Below are 14800 nucleotides of genomic sequence, written 5' to 3'. Positions count from 1 at the left end.
GGCGAATAGAATCGGTATTCTATCAATGCTGCCCGCGGCCGGGTTGCAATCGTCCCCATGTCAGGAGGCATCCTCCACCAACCGACCGATAAATGGTGCCAAGACCTCGGCCGCGATCTTGTCGTTCGATATCGGCAGCAGTGCGAGGATGTTGGCTTTGACGACGGAGATCGCGTCCACGAGGGCGTTCATGGCATCATCCGGCATCGGGGCCATCTTGCGGGCAAGGCATTCTAGGGCGTTGTGCGTGGCTATGTAGCGTTCGATGTCGCCTGGCTCGGCGTTAACTACGTTGGCGTTCATGGCGTTGCTCCTTATTGCGCTTAGGTAGCGGAATCGCTACTGTGTCTCATTATACGCAATCGAATGCGGACGTCAACGCGAAATCGCTACGAGGTAGCACTTTGTTTGGATCACAATGCAGAATGGCGAGGGCAGCGCTTCAGCTTGGGGTGCGAGAACTTGCTGAGGCAGCAAAGGTTTCGACAAACACGATCACCAGACTGGAGCGGGGCGATCTGTTGCGTGAGCGAACAGTTCAAGACATCCGCATGGCCCTTGAGGCGCACGGCGTGATTTTCTTAGCGGATGGCGAATGCATCGAGGGTGGACCGGGCGTGCGGCTCAAGTGCGGGTAATCCAGGCGCGCAGCCCCCTGGCGGCCGCCAGTCCGCCACAGACACGAGAGCGTCTCCAAGCATCATGCGGCACTCGCCTGCGATCGGCCCGGCGAGTAATTCCACGGTGTACAGCTCCGGGCCACTCACGCCAGAGCCAAGACGGGCCTTGGTTCGGGCGTGCACTACCGCCAGGAAGCCGCCATCGCAGTGATCGACATATTCACCGATCCCGAACTGGAAGCCGCCTCGTCCTTCGAATTCCTGAAACATTTTGGTGTCTCCATCTGGATCACTTGAAGCCATTTTCAAGTGCGCATAGATGGTGATGTCGCGTTCGCCTGAGTGTCTATCCGGGTTTTGCAGTTATCCCCTACTTTCCGCGTAGGCGTTTTCGCATATAATCCTTAGGCGCTTTCGCATATTACTCTTGACTTCCTAGGCGGAAACGCATAAGTACTGTCGTTGACTCGCACGATACTTCATCCAAATTTGGACTCCAATTGGGATGAAGCAAATGGATACGATCTTTGACGAACTCGCCGCCTTGCTTCAGCGCCAGCCCTTCGACTGGCGCCCCGTGATCGCGAGCGCGGTGGCAACCTCCTGACCGGCCTGGCTATCGGCCTTGGCATAGCCGTTGGGTTGGCGTTGGCGGGGTAGTTGCTTTGCGACGCTTGCGCGTTGGACGCGCTTGGGTGATGCTTCGCTCTTGGGGGGGAGAGATGGGCCAGGCTGTTCTCGTGATAGGTGTCGTGCTCGCATGTCTCAGCGGCATCGGAATGCTTCTAAGCTTGACCAATGACGAACTACCGCGCTCGTTGGCGCCGCTCTTCGCTGCTGGAATACTCAATAGCATCCTCTTGGCAGCGTTTGGCCAAGCTGTTGTGCATCTGGGCAACATTGAGAGAAACACGGATGGCTTTCGGGATCTGGTGAGTAGGGCCGCGAACAAGGCCGCACCCGTCGTCGGGGAAGCACCGGCGACAGCTCCTACGGAGAAGCAAGTGCAGTCAGAAACGGTGCACAAAGGCCGAAAGGTAACGCTCTACACTGACGGATCGGTGGTGGCTGAAACGATGACCGGCCCTATGAGCTTTGCGTCGATCGAGGAATTTGACGCATATATAATCTAGGCTATCGCTTGCGCTTCGCGGGCCGTGGCGGCGGCCGATTGTCGTCGCCGATCAATATGCCCGCCTCCTCCGCAGCCTCGCGGAACGCCTTTCGGGCCGCAGCCGCCTTGCATTGGCCATTCCAGAGCCTCCAGGCAGGCTTTCCGCGCAGCGCGTTGCTTGGCGGCGTCAATTTCGGTAGGCCATTCGTTGAGCAGCCATTCGGCTGCCTTGCGGGCGCTGCCTATGTGCTGAACTTGGCCCGCGCCCTTTATGTTCTGGATTTAGGTCTCTCGGATCATTTCCGCAGTAGTATAGCGGCCCAGCCTAACGCGCGCTGGCTAACCAGCCGGCGGGCGTTCTTTACACGATACTCCCTGGCCATTCGGTCGATGTGGTCCCTCAGGCTAAGCGTGCCAACGAACTTTTTGGCGGCCCGCTCGCTTAGCCCAGTTAGAACAAGGCCGTCCAGTTCGGCGGGCCATCCGGTGAACTTATCGTACACCGTCCACAGCTCGTCGGGATCCTTTTGGGTGTCGTAGCGTCGGGGCATTTGCACAGCTCACTGCGGACTTCTTGATCCCGATCCTAAAAGCCCCAGAATCAGCGCGCACTCGCGAGCGCGATAGTTTCCCGCGACCATCAGTTGGTAATAATCGTCCCGCTTATGTTCCGGGATATAGAATCCGCGCCGAAATGCCGCCGCTTCCTTGTGCGTTCGAGTGCAACCGAGTTGACTTGCACTGACTTTTAAACTCGCCAGTGAGCAGCCAATCTTGGCCGCAATATCTTTCAATGGTTCGTTGTTAGCGTACCCCTCCACAATCATCTCGCGCCGAGCTTCGCCTTTGATCTTTGCCTTCATTTTGGGAACTCCCGCATCTCCCTCGCACATTGAGAAACAATCTACTTACCAAGCCGAAAATTGTCGTTACCTTCGGGTCCAGCAACTTGTCCGGGAATACATATCTTGTCAGTGCAGCGTTCCCCGACCGGAAGGGACGACGCCGCACTCAAACAAAGCAACGCCGAGACGGGCCGCCCATACTCCGAAGGAGTGAGCCTATTCGATTGGCCAAGCATGAATCAGGGTTGCACTGACGTATAATCAACCCTGCCCATATCCCCATATGGCGGAAGGCCGGCGCGCGTCGTCCCCTCTCCTCGCTACTCCGCGGTGCGCCGGCCTTTTTCGTGCCCCTTTTCACCGACACACGCCGGATTTTAGCGAGCCATCCAAGGTGATTGGACAGGACACCGCCTCCTCTCCATTCTGCAGTGCGCTGGGGAGGAGGAATCAATGTCGATCAATGTCACAGAGATCATCCTTGCCGCCTCGCTTTTGGGGCTCGCGGTCGGATTTGCTGTTCTGTAACAGCTCGCCGCATGTTTCAGCTCGATCTCGCACTATCGCTGGTTCAGACGTTTTTCATGTCGGCTATGGCCACGCAACTGGCGGTCGCGATAATCGCTGCGTTGGCCGAGTTAGCCCGCCTGTTGTAGACCTGCCTACTCTGGCACGAGTTTTGCTGCACCTCCGGCATAACGGAGGAGCCACGCCATGTTGCACCAAGATGGGAACGTCCGCCTGAAGCTGCGCAAGCGGAAGCCTTGTTACGCCCCATCGCCCTACGAAGCAGGTTACTTGATGAAGCTAGGCAATGTCAGCCTGAAAGAAGCGCGGGCTCTGATTGCACAGCATGCTGGCGATCGCTACGCCATAAACGCTGAACTGCTCGCGCGAAGAAACCGGCCTCCGCAATAGGGGCGCGGCGGGCGCGCGCCTTGACCGCTTGGTCGGCGGGCCCGATGCAAGAGCTATGGTGCGGGAGCCTGCATCAGTCGGCGTGTAGACAGTCGTCGCAAAGCCCGTGTTCTCCGGCAGATGACGTGTAACTGCGGAAGCCGCGCCCGCAATGAATGCAAGTCATGTCGTTCTGCGATTCCTGGTGCACCCGCGTGGAGGGTTCTCGCCCTGTCTCGCTTCCGCGCTGGGCATTGCGCCTTCGCTCCAACTCAACAGCGACTTCTTTGTCAGTGAATCCTGTCATTTGTTCCCTCCCTTGCTAAACCTTCGCCTTTCGCCAGCCGGCCCACCACGCCTGCCACTGCGAGCAAAACCAACGCTCGCCCCGAGCGAGGCTGATGCCCGTCTCGGAGTAATATTCCTGGCCCGGCATGTGATAAATGCGCTCGCCCCACTTGTTGATGTTTCCTTTGATGTCGCAGCCAGGAACGTTTTGGCGGGCGACGGTACGGACGTTTGAGTCAGATACGCCGAAACGGTGAACCGTCGGAAGCCGGCCCGGCCCCTCGATGAGAAGGTAAAGGACGGCTGCACCTGCAACGAGGACGGTCGCTGACGCGAGCAAGAATCTGATGCTTAGGCCTGTCGGCGCAGCTTTTGTTTGCCGCCGCAGCCGTCGACGCCAAGGATCGTCTTCCTGCCGTCGTGGCTTGTTTTCAATCAGCCGGAGCATGCCCCTGCCTCCCCAGCCAAGGATCACGCAGCGGCAAGGTAACGTCAACGTCTATGTAGCTACCGGCAGATTGAGTTTTCAGGAAAACTGGATGATGCTGCTTCCGCCGGTAACTGCTTTCTTTACCCTTGGGAGCAGTTCGGCACGTCCTGATATGGGGCGCGGCGCGGCGGTTGGTGTTGCTTTTGAGCTTTTTCGCAACCCCAGCCGCCGGCCTTTAACGGCCTCTCCCGCTGAAGTGGGGTGGCCATCATCCAATATAGGTAAGTGTGGCAAAAAGCGTAGGCGAGACACGGGCTTACCTCGTCAAAGGTATGTCTCTACCAGGTATTCGAGGGTTAACGTTTCGTTAAACCCTGTTGACTCCTTGCCGGCTGAAAGAAGAGGATCATTTTTGGACGGGCTGCTGCTTTGCTTGCTGCGACACGGGCCCGTCGCGTCAAAGGGTAAGGGGAATTTAAATGAAAAAGCTTCTTGCAAAATTCATCGCTGACGAAGACGGCGCGGCGATGGTTGAATATACCATCCTGATCGGGATGATCACCGTCGCGGTGATCGCTTCGATCGTCATCGTAGCAGCCTGGGTTACTGCCCGTTGGGGTTCGCTCGCCACGGCGCTCTAAGACAAAGAAGGCCGGTGCCCATGTGGAGCACCGGCCTCTTCTTAGATACCAACCTGCGTCATGAAATCGGCGACGATCGCGTCACGGTCGCCTGACGCAGGCACTGTCGAGAATGTTGCGACCTCAAAAATCTTGCCATCGAGCCATGCGCTAGCGCCGCCGAAGCGGAGCTGGCCGGTCAGCAATTGAGTGTTGCCCGAGGCGGCCGACGCTTCCGTGCCGCCATTGACGCGGACATAGACATTCCCGCCTTCGTGCCGCCATTCGGCCACATTGGCCGTTCCGGCATTGATTTCGACGCGGGCGGCAACGTCGGCGTTTCCATCCCAGTTGTATGCCGAGATCGTGTCCGGGCTGCCGGTGTCGCGCAGATGAAGGCCTAAGAACTGGCCGAAGTCCTCGATAATCGCGTGATTGCTCCAAGCGTTCGCGTTATTCACTGTGATGGTGTCGGCGAGGAAAGACACAACCAAGTAGCCGGCGCTGGCTGATATGAAATTAGATATGGCTATGGAACCGACCAGGATATCGTCGGTCCCGTCGAAGTCGGCGCACGCGATGCTATTTGGTCCCGCAGTGGCGACCAGCGGGCGATTGCCCGCCGTGGCCTGGGCCATGTGCCGCGAGTTGCCCGATTGGTCGTTCCACGACGACACAGCACCGGAAACATCGGTGTAGCGTGAGCCAGCAAAGGCCGTGAGTAGATCGCGAGACATCGACCATGCGCCGGTTGGGGAAAGACCGTCGAGGATGCCGGCCGCTTCCACCTCCAGCGTGAACGCCGCAAGGTCGGCCGTCGCGCTCGCATTGTCGGTCACGCGCATGACAATGCCGGCGAAGCTGCCGCTGACTGTCGGCGTGCCGGACACGGCACCGGTCGAGGAGTTCAGAGTGATTCCGGTGGGCAGCGCGCCGCTGGCAACGCTGAAGGTGTAGGGCGCAGTGCCGCCCGTCGCGGAGACCGTGAAGCCGGCATAAGCCGTGCCCTCAGTCGCGGTGAGAACCGGTGTGCCCGAGATGGCGAGCGCGCCGCCGCCAGCCGGTCGATGAACCATCATCTGGCCCATGTTAAATCCTGGTAGCATCTAAATCTCCTTTTGCCCTGTTTCCAGCCACCACGGCAGCCGTCGCCGCCATTTGTGGAGCATGAATATTCGTCGCCGATCGCAAGCCCGGTGCTGGCAGCGCAGACGCCAATCCAGGCGCGCAAGCCTTCACATGTCGTCAGATCAAAGCGCCCGAAGCCGGGAACCGTGACCGCTTCGATGCGTGGGAAGAATCCGTGCGTGGGAACCGGCATGTTGTGACCTTTCCGTTAGACCGCCGGCCACCAGGCGAGCGCGAGAATGATTGAAATTGAAGCGGTGAAGGCCGCCCACGCGGCAAGCGGGGGCGATCCCGCGCGTGCGGGTTGGGAATTGGTCATGCGGGATTCCTGTGGAGTTGCGAAAGTGCGGCTTGCGGGAGGCTTACGCTACGTTACGTTGTAGCTGCGGTGGACCTTTAAGGACTGCCTGGGCCGGCGCTGTTCACTACCCCCCGAATGGCGCCGGCCTTCTGCGGCAACGAAAAGGCAGCCCATTGAGGCGGCCCATTTTTGGGGAGGCCATCACCTATCGGCGGATTGGTGAAGCCGGTAACACCTAAGCAGAAGGCGCGTCGTCGTCTTTTGCTTCGCAGGAAGACTCCCAAACCCTGAACGGATCGCCTAACGTCTCGGCGCGGTAATCAACAAAACCGCCAACTGAGGGGACAGTCATGAGCAATGGGCCAGTTATACTCCACAACCCGCATTCGCCAGACGTGTTTGCCGACGCGGCCCTGGGATTCTTCACCTTTGCCGGTTGCATGAGGATCACCTTTGAAACGCTCCGTTCGGACTACTCACAATCACCGGCCAATTTGGACCGCGTTGTGATCGGTCGGCTGGTGATGCCGCTTGCCGGCGCTGAGGACATGGCAAAAGGCATTCTTCGGCAGATTGAAAATCTCAAGACAGAACAGGCTGCTGAGCAGAACGCTACTTTGCAGTAGCCTTGTCGGGCTTCTTCTTTCCCGGCCTTGCTTCTGGTTTGCCCTTAGCGGCCTTCTCATGCGCCTTAGGCAGCACTGAATCATCCGCTCTCACCTAAAATACTCCGCAGCCGGATCGTCCTCATCATCGACCGGCGGCGCCCACTTAACCCTGCCGAAGTCTGCAGGCGATGCTCCCAACTTCCCAAGCACAACACGCAATAACTGCATCCCAGGCACGCCAAGCTCACCGGCCGCCATCTTCGCTGTCAAAATAGCCGCGATTTCAACAATGAATCGGTGGGTTGTATTCAGCCAAGGCATGGTGGGTACCATCTCCCGCCACGCACTCTTAGCGCCGTCTGAGAGCCATTCGCTCGGCTCGGCGAGCAGGCCGAAGCCAGAAGGCTCGTGGCGGGTACGATAGCGCTGCGGATTCTTTGCCACCGCGCCCGTCAAATGGGCCAGGTACAGCGGTTTACGTGGTGGCGCCAAGGCGTACCTCCATTGTTGGATGTGTGGAAATGTGCGCAAACCCCCCAAGCGGTCTAAAAGGGTAAGCGGTTCGACGCGATCGACTCGCCCCTCCGGGTCATGCCGCGCGCTGCATCCGTGACAGCACGCCGATTGAGGTTCGATGCGCTCCACGGTCGACGATGGACAGCTCCAGAAGCCGTGCGCCTTCGATGATGCGCAATGGTCTGTCGCCGGAGCGGTCCCAACGTTCGCGGCACGCAACGAACGACACCGACCAACCGCGTAAGGCACCAAACCGGGCGCCATGAAGGACGCCGTCACCATCATAGATGGCGTCAGCGTCCGCCTCGGCCCAAAGGCCGCGACTGTCAGATGCGAGCCGGAAGCCATGGCCAAGTCGAGTAAGTGGCCGCGTCTTTTCATGGTTACGACACAGGCGTAAATCGGACGGCCATTCGACTGAGTGAGGTGTGAAGCACTCGTCAAATCCGTCGCGCACAGGTGACGGGACGCCCCATTCTAAACAGTAGCCGGCCACAGTTCTGCTGCCTGGCAACGGTGCTCGCCCGCTCTCCGTAAACCACATCTACCTTCTGCCGATGCGCTTTGTCATCTCCGCGGCAAGCCTATCCTTGACTCGCTTGGCAGGCGATTTGCTACGACGCTCTTTGAGGATGCGTGCCACCTCCTGTGGGTCAGACGGAAGCATTTCCGACCTGGTGGTTCCGCTTGCCGATTTGACTGTCATGCGGCACAGTTTCGCCTCGTCGCCATTGCGCTTAGTTGCGCGCTCCCTGCGAGATCTCACCATCTTCGTAATCTCTAAATTCTTTCACGCCGCCAACTCCGATGGGATAATTTTCCGGTCTATAAGGTCGTGGCCTGCAGCTTCTTTGAGCCACAGCCCGACGCGATTTGACTTGTCGTAAGTGGCGCCGAGCATGCGTCCGGGAATGGGCGGCAACACGCCAGTCCACGTCACGCCCGCGGCATCGAGTGCGCTTGTGAGTTCGTAGAGGCTGGCGTTAGCCTTATGCGCAGAGATCAGAGTTTCGGCCAGCGCGGTCACGCGGACTTTGTAGTCGGGCAGCAGTCGCTCGCATATGTTGCGAGACGCAGCATTCCGTGCTGCAGCCTTACGTTCCTCGGCAATTGCTAGAGCTGCTCGGACGTCGCGGCGTTGAGACTGCACTTCCCGCAGTCGGATAGAAAGGCCAACCGAAGCCGGATCGGCTTCATCAACTTCGTCGCCGAGAAGCTTGGAGACGGCCAAATTGGCGCTGTCCGAATGTTTTTTCGGGCGAGCGGCAAGACGCCCCAACAGGTCTGATTCCTCTTGGTCGAGCTTGGACACACTCGCTTTGAACTCTAGTACCTTTTCGGACCACGTGGCGTAGGTGGGATCCTCGTCACGGAGATCGAAGCGCAAGGTCGGCGCGGTTGCTTTGGTAGGTTTCTTGAACATCTGTAGTCCTATTTATTGGATTGCGTATTCGAGACGCCGGTACCGATCGCCCACACGGCGCGGACCAACCCGCACAGGCGGCGCTGCTGAGATTGCCGATGACAGTCGCGTCATCGTGTCGGCGCCGATGATCGCGACGCGGTCAAAGGCGGGCCGCGGTTGGTAATCTTCGGTGGCGTATGTTGCGACCCGCATGCCGTGATCTTCACCGCCGAAGGTCAGCGTTGCGCCGGGCGAGATCGTATTTACGGAAAGCTCGAAAAAGTCGTCTGGCCGATCAATGTAGCCGGCCAGCGCGTCGCCGAGCGATGGCCCGCCCTCAATAGGGCGCAGCGCGGCGTAGGCGGGCACCATGTCGGCTGCGGACGTTGCCGGCGAGCCGAGCATGAGACTGAGCAGTATCAACGCCACGTCGTTACTAGTGGCCTGTGTGGGCCGTCCTTGTGTGCTAGCCAGGTGGCCGACACCGCGGAGGCGGTCGGCGTGCCAGCGTGCAGTGCCATCCGGCAGCCGGAGTGTAGCGTCTAGAATTTCACATGCCTGCCTCGCGGTGGCCATGGGCGGCTCCTTTCCAAAAGTGTGGAATGTCTGGTTAAAACGGTAGCCCGCCGACGCGGAGCGTCAGGCGGGATCGATCAACGCACTGCCGGCAGCGGCCGTGCGGATGACAGAAAGGGTGCCGGCGCTTGGGAGGGAACAAGCAGCCGGCGAGCAGGGAAGAACCTAGCAGAACGTCCCCGCAGAAATGGCCCGGCGAAGCTCCGCGGAACTTCTTCGCCGGTGATCCCCGCCGGACACATGGAACGGCGCGGAATCAGAAACGCCTCACCGGGTTAGGGCGAGGCGTCATTCAATTCGGAATATCAGTATAGCACAAAGAGGGGTAGGCGGCCCCCACCCCCTATGCGACCGACCTAATCGCCCGCATGTTTTGGTTGGCCGCGACATTGATTTTTACCGGAAGATCGCCCGCTTTCCGGCCGAGCGCATAGGCATGCCGGATTGGCAGCGTATCATTCGTCTCCGAGGCCGCGTTATCTTCGTGTGCGAATGCACGCAGATCGGCGAACACCTCCCTGGCCAATAGCATACCATCGATGAGTCGAAGGCCCGGCCGGAGCGGCGCCTTGCCTTCTCCAGCGCCGGGCGCGTAAGCTATTATTATGCAGGACAAGAGCAATCCCACCGTTATCGTGTCTGCGCTTTGCAGCCGCGTCACGGCCGGAGGCGTGTCGGTCGATATCCAAATTTACCGCCTGGAGTACGAAACCGCTTGGACCCTTGAAGTAGTGGACCACGAGGGCGCCTCGACTGTTTTTGACGATAAATTTGAAACCGACCAGGCGGCGCTCGATACCGCAATGCAAGTCATTGAAGACGAGGGTATCAGTACCTTTGTTGAGGACCGATCGAGAACGCTGCACTAACGGGAAACAACCGACTGCTTTGATTTAGCCATTGCTAACATTGCACGAGTTTTGATTGTCACTCGTTAACGACCGTGTGGCAGCCTGTTCGAAGTTAAACGGGTGGCCGCCACGGCGATGACAAAGCCTTCTCAACACCATTTCAATTTCGACGGTCCAATGGCCAAAGAAAATCCATCCCTCGCGACGCGGGCAATGGACTTCTTTTTCCCCGCCGTGTTGGGGGTTCTCGGCATTGCGGTCGGATACTTTTTCTTCTGATTATGCGGACGGCCGGTTGGCCAGCCGCTCGTTGTCATTGTCCGCCCGCAGGTCCGGCCGCTCGCGATAAAGCTCCACTTACAGCCCGCGCCAGGTTCATCGTTTACGGCGAGCGTGGTACAATTCGCCATGCCCGCGCGCCTGCTGATCGTGGCGGCCCTGCTTGCCGCCTTCGCCTACGGTCTCGCAGAATTGGTGCGCAAGTCCGACACTGTCGGCGAGCAGCCGCCTGCGGTTTCCTTGCCCCAGTAAGGCGATTGCCGCATCGTTAAGCACTGCTTGCCGTTATCATGTTCGATACATGAGAGCCCGGAACAGAAAAAGAACAAAACTATTTGTGGACAGCAGGCCTTTTTCGGTTGCGGACGGCGCATGTCGGAGCGCCGATCGTGTAGATTCACCTTGATCGGCTGGAGGTTGCGGCGTCACCTAGCAAATGACAACTGCCGCAACCTCCGACTTGCCGGTCTGGAGCTATACCCGCGTTCGGGAGGTGTTTAGGCACCTCCCGTTCGGGTGCTCCAAAACAATCTGCCTACATTTGTTGGCCGCCGCAACCGGCCCTATTTTAGATCACAGATTTTCGAGCGCGGCGCACGTCGCACTCCCCGTTGTGATTGGCAAGGCCGCGCAGGTCTGGCCGGAACCAAGGCGCGCCGCCTGTGTTGAGCGGGAAAGGAAGCGCACCAAATGATCCGGCTAGCCGTGCTTGCTATTCTGGCGTTTGCCGCGTTGGTCGTCTACGACGCCGAACGTCGGTCGGCGGCTACGCCGCCACCGCGTAAGCCAGCAGCCAGAAAGACCGCCGCAAGAAGGCGCCCGACATCTAAGAGTTTGGGCGCACGTCGCACTCTTGATTATCATTCGCCGGCCGCAGATCCGGCCTCTCCTTGAAAAATTCGGCCCAACTCAGGCGCCGCCCGCGGAATGGTCTGGCGGATTCGCTGGCGGGTTCGCGGCTGGTGGTGCGGGTGAAGTCGATCGGTGCCGGCGTCATTGTGGCTTCCTGTTGGCTGGTGAGGCACCAAACCGGTCGGCCGGTTTGGCGAAAGTCATGCAGCGAAGGCAGGGTCATGCTGCCACCACCAATTGCTCAGTCGGTATCCGCTTGAACTCGCCCGTTGCGGTCAGAATGAACGGTTTGAACAGGAGTTCGTCAGTGTCACCAAGGCTATCAACGTCGACCGCGCGGCAGAGACTCTTGAGGCTTTCCTGTCCGGCCCTCTGTTCCCCCTCGTCATCGGACTCGTAGACGATATCAATCGTTCCTTCCGGCTTGCCATCCGCATCGGTAAGCTTCGCCACGATGATCTTTGCATCATCGACCACAACCGCATCGGCTTCCGCGATTTCGACTACGCGGGCAGGCGCCTTCTGCGGAACGACGTCAACGATGCGGCCGTCGTCCATTTCAACGCGGCAGCGCTGGCCCGGCCATTCAGCAGTGTCGGAGCCGAAGGCGCGCTGGATCTTGTTAAAAGCCTCATTGTCCTCCGCCACGCCGTTCTCGTTCAGCACCCTCAGCACATGCTCCTGCTCCCCGGCCGGCCCGTCCAGCTTGATGCGATATCGATAGTCGCCGAATGGGTTGCCGATTGCTTCAACCTCAAGGATGCGAAGCTGGTCGGACAGCTTGCCCCGCGACCGGTTGTCATTGGCGGCTGGCCGGTCCTTTGCCTTCCGTTCTTTTGGCTTATATGCGGTAGGCGGCGAGCACTCGTAGTCTTCGCGCTCTATCCACTTTGCCAACGTATAGCGCGGCGCGTCCCGCTTGTTCTGTGCGGACCATGAAGCCTGCCAGGCAATCGCGGACTCCATCATGGTGGCATGCAGGTCGGCGTCGGGCGCGAGCTTCGTATAAGCTGCTCGGCTCTCTTTCTTTTTCTGCTTGTGGTCGTACGCGCGCCAAAGCTGCTCGAATGGGTCTTTGGCTTTTGTCGCTTCTTGCGCCGTCCCCGCGTCGGCGGGCGAAAGCCCAGCCGAAAGCGGCGCCGTAGGCGCGGCGCATTCAATTCCATCTATCCCGTTAACCCGGTCTTGTGGCCGGGTCCGGGTAGATGGGTCTTCGTTCATAAAATCCCGAACACTATCGCCCGTAGCGTTCGGAGTTTCCCGAACATCTGCGTTCGGAGTTTCCCGAACGCTAATTTCAACTTCCGTCGATTCCGTAGTGTTCGTAGTTTCCCGAACGCTACAGACCAGCGACCAGTTTGGCACATAACGGCTGGCGCGCCGACCGCTACCTTTTTCCTGATGGAGAAAGTCCCACGCCACGAGGTCGGAGAGCGCGCTATGGACGTCTCCCGCGTACAGCCCTTTTCCGGCTGGGTCGCGCTCCTTGATGGTGCTGACCACGTGCCGCACACTGGCGAGGGCATCGCCGTATTTCGAATGGAACCAATCCAGAATGAAGCCGAACACGAGCGCGTGTTTTCTGCGGACGCGGCTGTCGTATGGCAACATTGATAGGAGTTTGAATTTAGCCTCTAGGCTTTCTGGCTTTGGCAGCCTGGCCTCGGCAGGCGCCTTATTTTCCACGGTCATGCGGCTTCAGCTCCTCAAGCGCGGCGAGAGCGGCGCGGGCGATTTCTTGGACAAGGTTCGGCGAGAACGTTGCGACGCGAGTGCCGTGGGCGTTCGGGGAATACACGGCATAGCCGCCGGCACTGCGTGCGGTAAGGCGAAGGCCGAACAATCGGCATTCGTCGGTAAGCGCGAGATCAAACCGCGCGACGGTGCTGCCGGAACCGCCTGGCGGCTCCGGATGGATATGCAGGATCTGCATTAACTGCTCCAGATTTTGGTTGGTGAGAAAGGCGAGTCGCCGGTTGGTTCCGGCGGTGTCTTGTGGTTTGATGAATTGTGGCGTTCTCGCCACACACCTGAATTAAGGCTTAATCACCCCGCTTTGGATTAACTTAAATTTGAGCTTTCGGTGTCGGACAGCCGGTTAATGAACTAAGATTGCCGTGACTCGGTATGGTGGTTTGTAAAACTACAACGCTATTGTAAAACTCAGCCAAAAAAATAGCGTAAATTCAATAACTTAATACCGCCGTATTTATCGGGACATTAAGGGAATAGCTCAAGTTGGTCCGAAATCGCCGGCTCCGAACTTGGAAGGGTGGTAAAAGTGGCAGTTGAACAGAGTGTTAGCGATCTCGATGCACTGGTCCGGGAAGAAAAGCGCCTGACCGCCGTCGAATGTCATAATGAGGCTTGGGCGGAAGGGCTTTCAGCCGGCATCGAATCCGAAATTATCGCGGAGGCCGCGCTCGCAACGGCATTTGCCGAGATTTTGCGCACCAATGGCGAGGACGCGGCCCTGGCGCTGCTCGACCGCATGCGCGAGAAAGTCATTGCCGGCGAGTTCGAGCCGGTGCGCGTGCGACATTGACACGTTCCGCCTAGGGCTTTTCATTGTGCTAGGGCGTGGGGGGCGACAATGGCTGCGCGCCCGGAGAAACTGCGGAATGGATCATGGAACAGGCGAAACGCGCCTATGCGGCGCTGCCGCCGGACTGCTCGCGCGCCTGGCAGTAGGAATCAGCCTTGCTCTGCCGTTTGGGATATTCGCCACTACGCCGACCTTCGCGCTGAGCGAGATCAAGCGTGAAGAACTGCCGGCGCCGAACGCGCCTGCCCCTTCCGACGACAGCCTCGAAAACACGGTGCCGTTTCCCGACCCGGTGCAGCCGCCGACTACCGGCCAGCCAATCGATCCCGAAAAGACCGGTCCGTCCGAGTCGGAAACGCCTCAGGACGCCGAACAGCCGGATATCGAAGCCGCGACGCCGATCCCGGAGGTGATCTACGACCTTGAAAGGCTGCCGCCCGACGTGAAGCGCATGCGCGAACTGCTGATCGAGGCGGCGAAGAGCGGCGACATCGAGAAGCTGCGGCCGCTGATCGGACTTGGCGACGACATGACCCAGCTCTCGCTGAGCGGCATCGAGGGAGACCCCATCGCGCACCTTAAAACTCTGTCGGGAGACAGTGAAGGTCGCGAGATCCTCGCCATCATGGAGGAAGTCCTGAGCGCCGGCTATGTCCACCTGGACGCTGGAACCCCGGAGGAACTCTATGTCTGGCCCTATTTCTTCGGCATTCCGCTGGACAGGCTGGACGCGCGCCAGCATGTAGAACTGTTCAAGATCGTGACCGCCGGCGACTACGAGGACATGAAGAACTTCGGCTCGTATATTTTCTACCGCCTCGGCATAACCCCGGACGGCCGCTGGGCGTTCTTTGTGGCGGGGGAATAGCTCTCCGCCCCCGCAAGTCTCACCCTATCTTAATTCTTATGCTGTAGGCGGATATCC

Annotated in this window: 21 protein-coding genes; 8 read left to right on the top strand and 13 right to left on the bottom strand. The window is 59.1% G+C overall.

Features of this window, described 5'->3' with window-relative positions; all coding sequences use genetic code 11:
- Positions 1-60 precede the first annotated feature (60 nt).
- Both ACG873_RS06680 and ACG873_RS06675 read right to left on the bottom strand, forming a co-directional pair.
- On the bottom strand, positions 61-303 hold the full coding sequence (locus ACG873_RS06680; RefSeq protein ID WP_394891013.1) for a hypothetical protein: 243 nt from the start codon (positions 301-303) through the stop codon (positions 61-63).
- Between the two features lie 278 nt (positions 304-581).
- Positions 582-890, bottom strand: coding sequence for a hypothetical protein (locus tag ACG873_RS06675; RefSeq protein ID WP_394891012.1), 309 nt, complete (start codon positions 888-890; stop codon positions 582-584).
- A gap of 521 nt (positions 891-1411) precedes the next feature.
- On the opposite strand from ACG873_RS06675, the gene ACG873_RS06670 reads away from it, so the two are divergent.
- Positions 1412-1753: a hypothetical protein gene (locus tag ACG873_RS06670; RefSeq protein WP_394891011.1), complete on the top strand. Its 342-nt coding sequence runs from the start codon at positions 1412-1414 to the stop codon at positions 1751-1753.
- Here ACG873_RS06670 and ACG873_RS06665 read toward each other — a convergent pair.
- The 4 genes from ACG873_RS06665 to ACG873_RS06650 form a co-directional block, all read right to left on the bottom strand.
- A complete protein-coding gene (locus tag ACG873_RS06665; RefSeq protein ID WP_394893384.1) occupies positions 1750-1950 on the bottom strand; it encodes a hypothetical protein in 201 nt (66 codons plus the stop codon). The two genes, ACG873_RS06670 and ACG873_RS06665, sit on opposite strands and share 4 nt — an antisense overlap.
- A gap of 80 nt (positions 1951-2030) precedes the next feature.
- Positions 2031-2285, bottom strand: coding sequence for a hypothetical protein (locus tag ACG873_RS06660; RefSeq protein WP_394891010.1), 255 nt, complete (start codon positions 2283-2285; stop codon positions 2031-2033).
- Between the two features lie 9 nt (positions 2286-2294).
- A complete protein-coding gene (locus ACG873_RS06655; RefSeq protein WP_394891009.1) occupies positions 2295-2597 on the bottom strand; it encodes a hypothetical protein in 303 nt (100 codons plus the stop codon).
- 1201 nt (positions 2598-3798) lie between these two features.
- Positions 3799-4212 carry a hypothetical protein gene (locus ACG873_RS06650; RefSeq protein WP_394891008.1) on the bottom strand — a complete coding sequence of 138 codons (414 nt, stop codon included), beginning with the start codon at positions 4210-4212 and terminating at the stop codon, positions 3799-3801.
- A gap of 461 nt (positions 4213-4673) precedes the next feature.
- On the opposite strand from ACG873_RS06650, the gene ACG873_RS06645 reads away from it, so the two are divergent.
- Positions 4674-4835 carry a Flp family type IVb pilin gene (locus ACG873_RS06645; protein WP_394891007.1) on the top strand — a complete coding sequence of 54 codons (162 nt, stop codon included), beginning with the start codon at positions 4674-4676 and terminating at the stop codon, positions 4833-4835.
- Positions 4836-4876: 41 nt separating this feature from the next.
- Here ACG873_RS06645 and ACG873_RS06640 read toward each other — a convergent pair whose 3' ends face one another.
- Positions 4877-5920, bottom strand: a complete 1044-nt coding sequence (locus ACG873_RS06640; RefSeq protein WP_394891006.1) for an Ig domain-containing protein — start codon at positions 5918-5920, stop codon at positions 4877-4879.
- A gap of 673 nt (positions 5921-6593) precedes the next feature.
- Between ACG873_RS06640 and ACG873_RS06635 the strand changes: the two genes are divergently transcribed.
- Complete coding sequence (locus tag ACG873_RS06635; protein ID WP_394891005.1) at positions 6594-6869, top strand: hypothetical protein; 276 nt, start codon at positions 6594-6596, stop codon at positions 6867-6869.
- 90 nt (positions 6870-6959) lie between these two features.
- On the opposite strand, the gene ACG873_RS06630 is transcribed toward ACG873_RS06635, so the two are convergent.
- The 4 genes from ACG873_RS06630 to ACG873_RS06615 all read right to left on the bottom strand — a co-directional run bounded on the left by ACG873_RS06630 (position 6960) and on the right by ACG873_RS06615 (position 9348).
- On the bottom strand, positions 6960-7343 hold the full coding sequence (locus ACG873_RS06630; protein ID WP_394891004.1) for a hypothetical protein: 384 nt from the start codon (positions 7341-7343) through the stop codon (positions 6960-6962).
- 97 nt (positions 7344-7440) lie between these two features.
- Positions 7441-7911, bottom strand: a complete 471-nt coding sequence (locus ACG873_RS06625) for an HK97 family phage prohead protease (protein WP_394891003.1) — start codon at positions 7909-7911, stop codon at positions 7441-7443.
- A 246-nt stretch (positions 7912-8157) separates the two neighbouring features.
- A complete protein-coding gene (locus ACG873_RS06620; RefSeq protein ID WP_394891002.1) occupies positions 8158-8790 on the bottom strand; it encodes a hypothetical protein in 633 nt (210 codons plus the stop codon).
- Positions 8791-8802: 12 nt separating this feature from the next.
- A complete protein-coding gene (locus ACG873_RS06615) occupies positions 8803-9348 on the bottom strand; it encodes a hypothetical protein (RefSeq protein ID WP_394891001.1) in 546 nt (181 codons plus the stop codon).
- Between the two features lie 605 nt (positions 9349-9953).
- On the opposite strand from ACG873_RS06615, the gene ACG873_RS06610 reads away from it, so the two are divergent.
- The 3 genes from ACG873_RS06610 (at position 9954) to ACG873_RS06600 (ending at position 10730) form a co-directional block, all read left to right on the top strand.
- Complete coding sequence (locus ACG873_RS06610; RefSeq protein ID WP_394891000.1) at positions 9954-10217, top strand: hypothetical protein; 264 nt, start codon at positions 9954-9956, stop codon at positions 10215-10217.
- Between the two features lie 102 nt (positions 10218-10319).
- Positions 10320-10478: a hypothetical protein gene (locus tag ACG873_RS06605; RefSeq protein WP_394890999.1), complete on the top strand. Its 159-nt coding sequence runs from the start codon at positions 10320-10322 to the stop codon at positions 10476-10478.
- Between the two features lie 129 nt (positions 10479-10607).
- Entirely contained in the window at positions 10608-10730 is a 123-nt protein-coding gene (locus tag ACG873_RS06600) for a hypothetical protein (RefSeq protein ID WP_394890998.1), read from the top strand.
- Between the two features lie 819 nt (positions 10731-11549).
- Here the strand turns inward: ACG873_RS06600 and ACG873_RS06595 are convergent.
- Both ACG873_RS06595 and ACG873_RS06590 read right to left on the bottom strand, forming a co-directional pair.
- Positions 11550-13022: a hypothetical protein gene (locus ACG873_RS06595; protein WP_394890997.1), complete on the bottom strand. Its 1473-nt coding sequence runs from the start codon at positions 13020-13022 to the stop codon at positions 11550-11552.
- Positions 13006-13356, bottom strand: a complete 351-nt coding sequence (locus tag ACG873_RS06590) for a hypothetical protein (RefSeq protein ID WP_394890996.1) — start codon at positions 13354-13356, stop codon at positions 13006-13008. Before ACG873_RS06590 ends, ACG873_RS06595 begins: the two co-directional genes overlap by 17 nt.
- A 255-nt stretch (positions 13357-13611) precedes the next feature.
- On the opposite strand from ACG873_RS06590, the gene ACG873_RS06585 reads away from it, so the two are divergent.
- Entirely contained in the window at positions 13612-13875 is a 264-nt protein-coding gene (locus tag ACG873_RS06585) for a hypothetical protein (protein WP_394890995.1), read from the top strand.
- A 76-nt stretch (positions 13876-13951) separates the two neighbouring features.
- On the top strand, positions 13952-14743 hold the full coding sequence (locus tag ACG873_RS06580) for a hypothetical protein (RefSeq protein ID WP_394890994.1): 792 nt from the start codon (positions 13952-13954) through the stop codon (positions 14741-14743).
- Positions 14744-14800: the final 57 nt, after the last annotated feature.

Origin of the sequence: Allomesorhizobium aridi, assembly GCF_043769475.1 — a bacterium.
Classification (GTDB): domain Bacteria; phylum Pseudomonadota; class Alphaproteobacteria; order Rhizobiales; family Rhizobiaceae; genus Allomesorhizobium.
Note: the sequence above shows the minus strand (reverse complement) of the source record. Positions and strands in the feature narration are given on the sequence as shown.

Bases quoted from the DNA above. Each gene is read 5' to 3' on its own strand.
- ACG873_RS06680 (WP_394891013.1), bottom strand. From the start codon at position 303: ATGAACGCCAACGTAGTTAACGCCGAGCCAGGCGACATCGAACGCTAC.
- ACG873_RS06675 (WP_394891012.1), bottom strand. From the start codon at position 890: ATGTTTCAGGAATTCGAAGGACGAGGCGGCTTCCAGTTCGGGATCGGT.
- ACG873_RS06660 (WP_394891010.1), bottom strand. From the start codon at position 2,285: ATGCCCCGACGCTACGACACCCAAAAGGATCCCGACGAGCTGTGGACG.
- ACG873_RS06655 (WP_394891009.1), bottom strand. From the start codon at position 2,597: ATGAAGGCAAAGATCAAAGGCGAAGCTCGGCGCGAGATGATTGTGGAG.
- ACG873_RS06650 (WP_394891008.1), bottom strand. From the start codon at position 4,212: ATGCTCCGGCTGATTGAAAACAAGCCACGACGGCAGGAAGACGATCCT.
- ACG873_RS06645 (WP_394891007.1), top strand. From the start codon at position 4,674: ATGAAAAAGCTTCTTGCAAAATTCATCGCTGACGAAGACGGCGCGGCG.
- ACG873_RS06640 (WP_394891006.1), bottom strand. From the start codon at position 5,920: ATGCTACCAGGATTTAACATGGGCCAGATGATGGTTCATCGACCGGCT.
- ACG873_RS06635 (WP_394891005.1), top strand. From the start codon at position 6,594: ATGAGCAATGGGCCAGTTATACTCCACAACCCGCATTCGCCAGACGTG.
- ACG873_RS06625 (WP_394891003.1), bottom strand. From the start codon at position 7,911: ATGTGGTTTACGGAGAGCGGGCGAGCACCGTTGCCAGGCAGCAGAACT.
- ACG873_RS06620 (WP_394891002.1), bottom strand. From the start codon at position 8,790: ATGTTCAAGAAACCTACCAAAGCAACCGCGCCGACCTTGCGCTTCGAT.
- ACG873_RS06615 (WP_394891001.1), bottom strand. From the start codon at position 9,348: ATGGCCACCGCGAGGCAGGCATGTGAAATTCTAGACGCTACACTCCGG.
- ACG873_RS06610 (WP_394891000.1), top strand. From the start codon at position 9,954: ATGCAGGACAAGAGCAATCCCACCGTTATCGTGTCTGCGCTTTGCAGC.
- ACG873_RS06600 (WP_394890998.1), top strand. From the start codon at position 10,608: ATGCCCGCGCGCCTGCTGATCGTGGCGGCCCTGCTTGCCGCCTTCGCC.
- ACG873_RS06595 (WP_394890997.1), bottom strand. From the start codon at position 13,022: ATGACCGTGGAAAATAAGGCGCCTGCCGAGGCCAGGCTGCCAAAGCCA.
- ACG873_RS06580 (WP_394890994.1), top strand. From the start codon at position 13,952: ATGGATCATGGAACAGGCGAAACGCGCCTATGCGGCGCTGCCGCCGGA.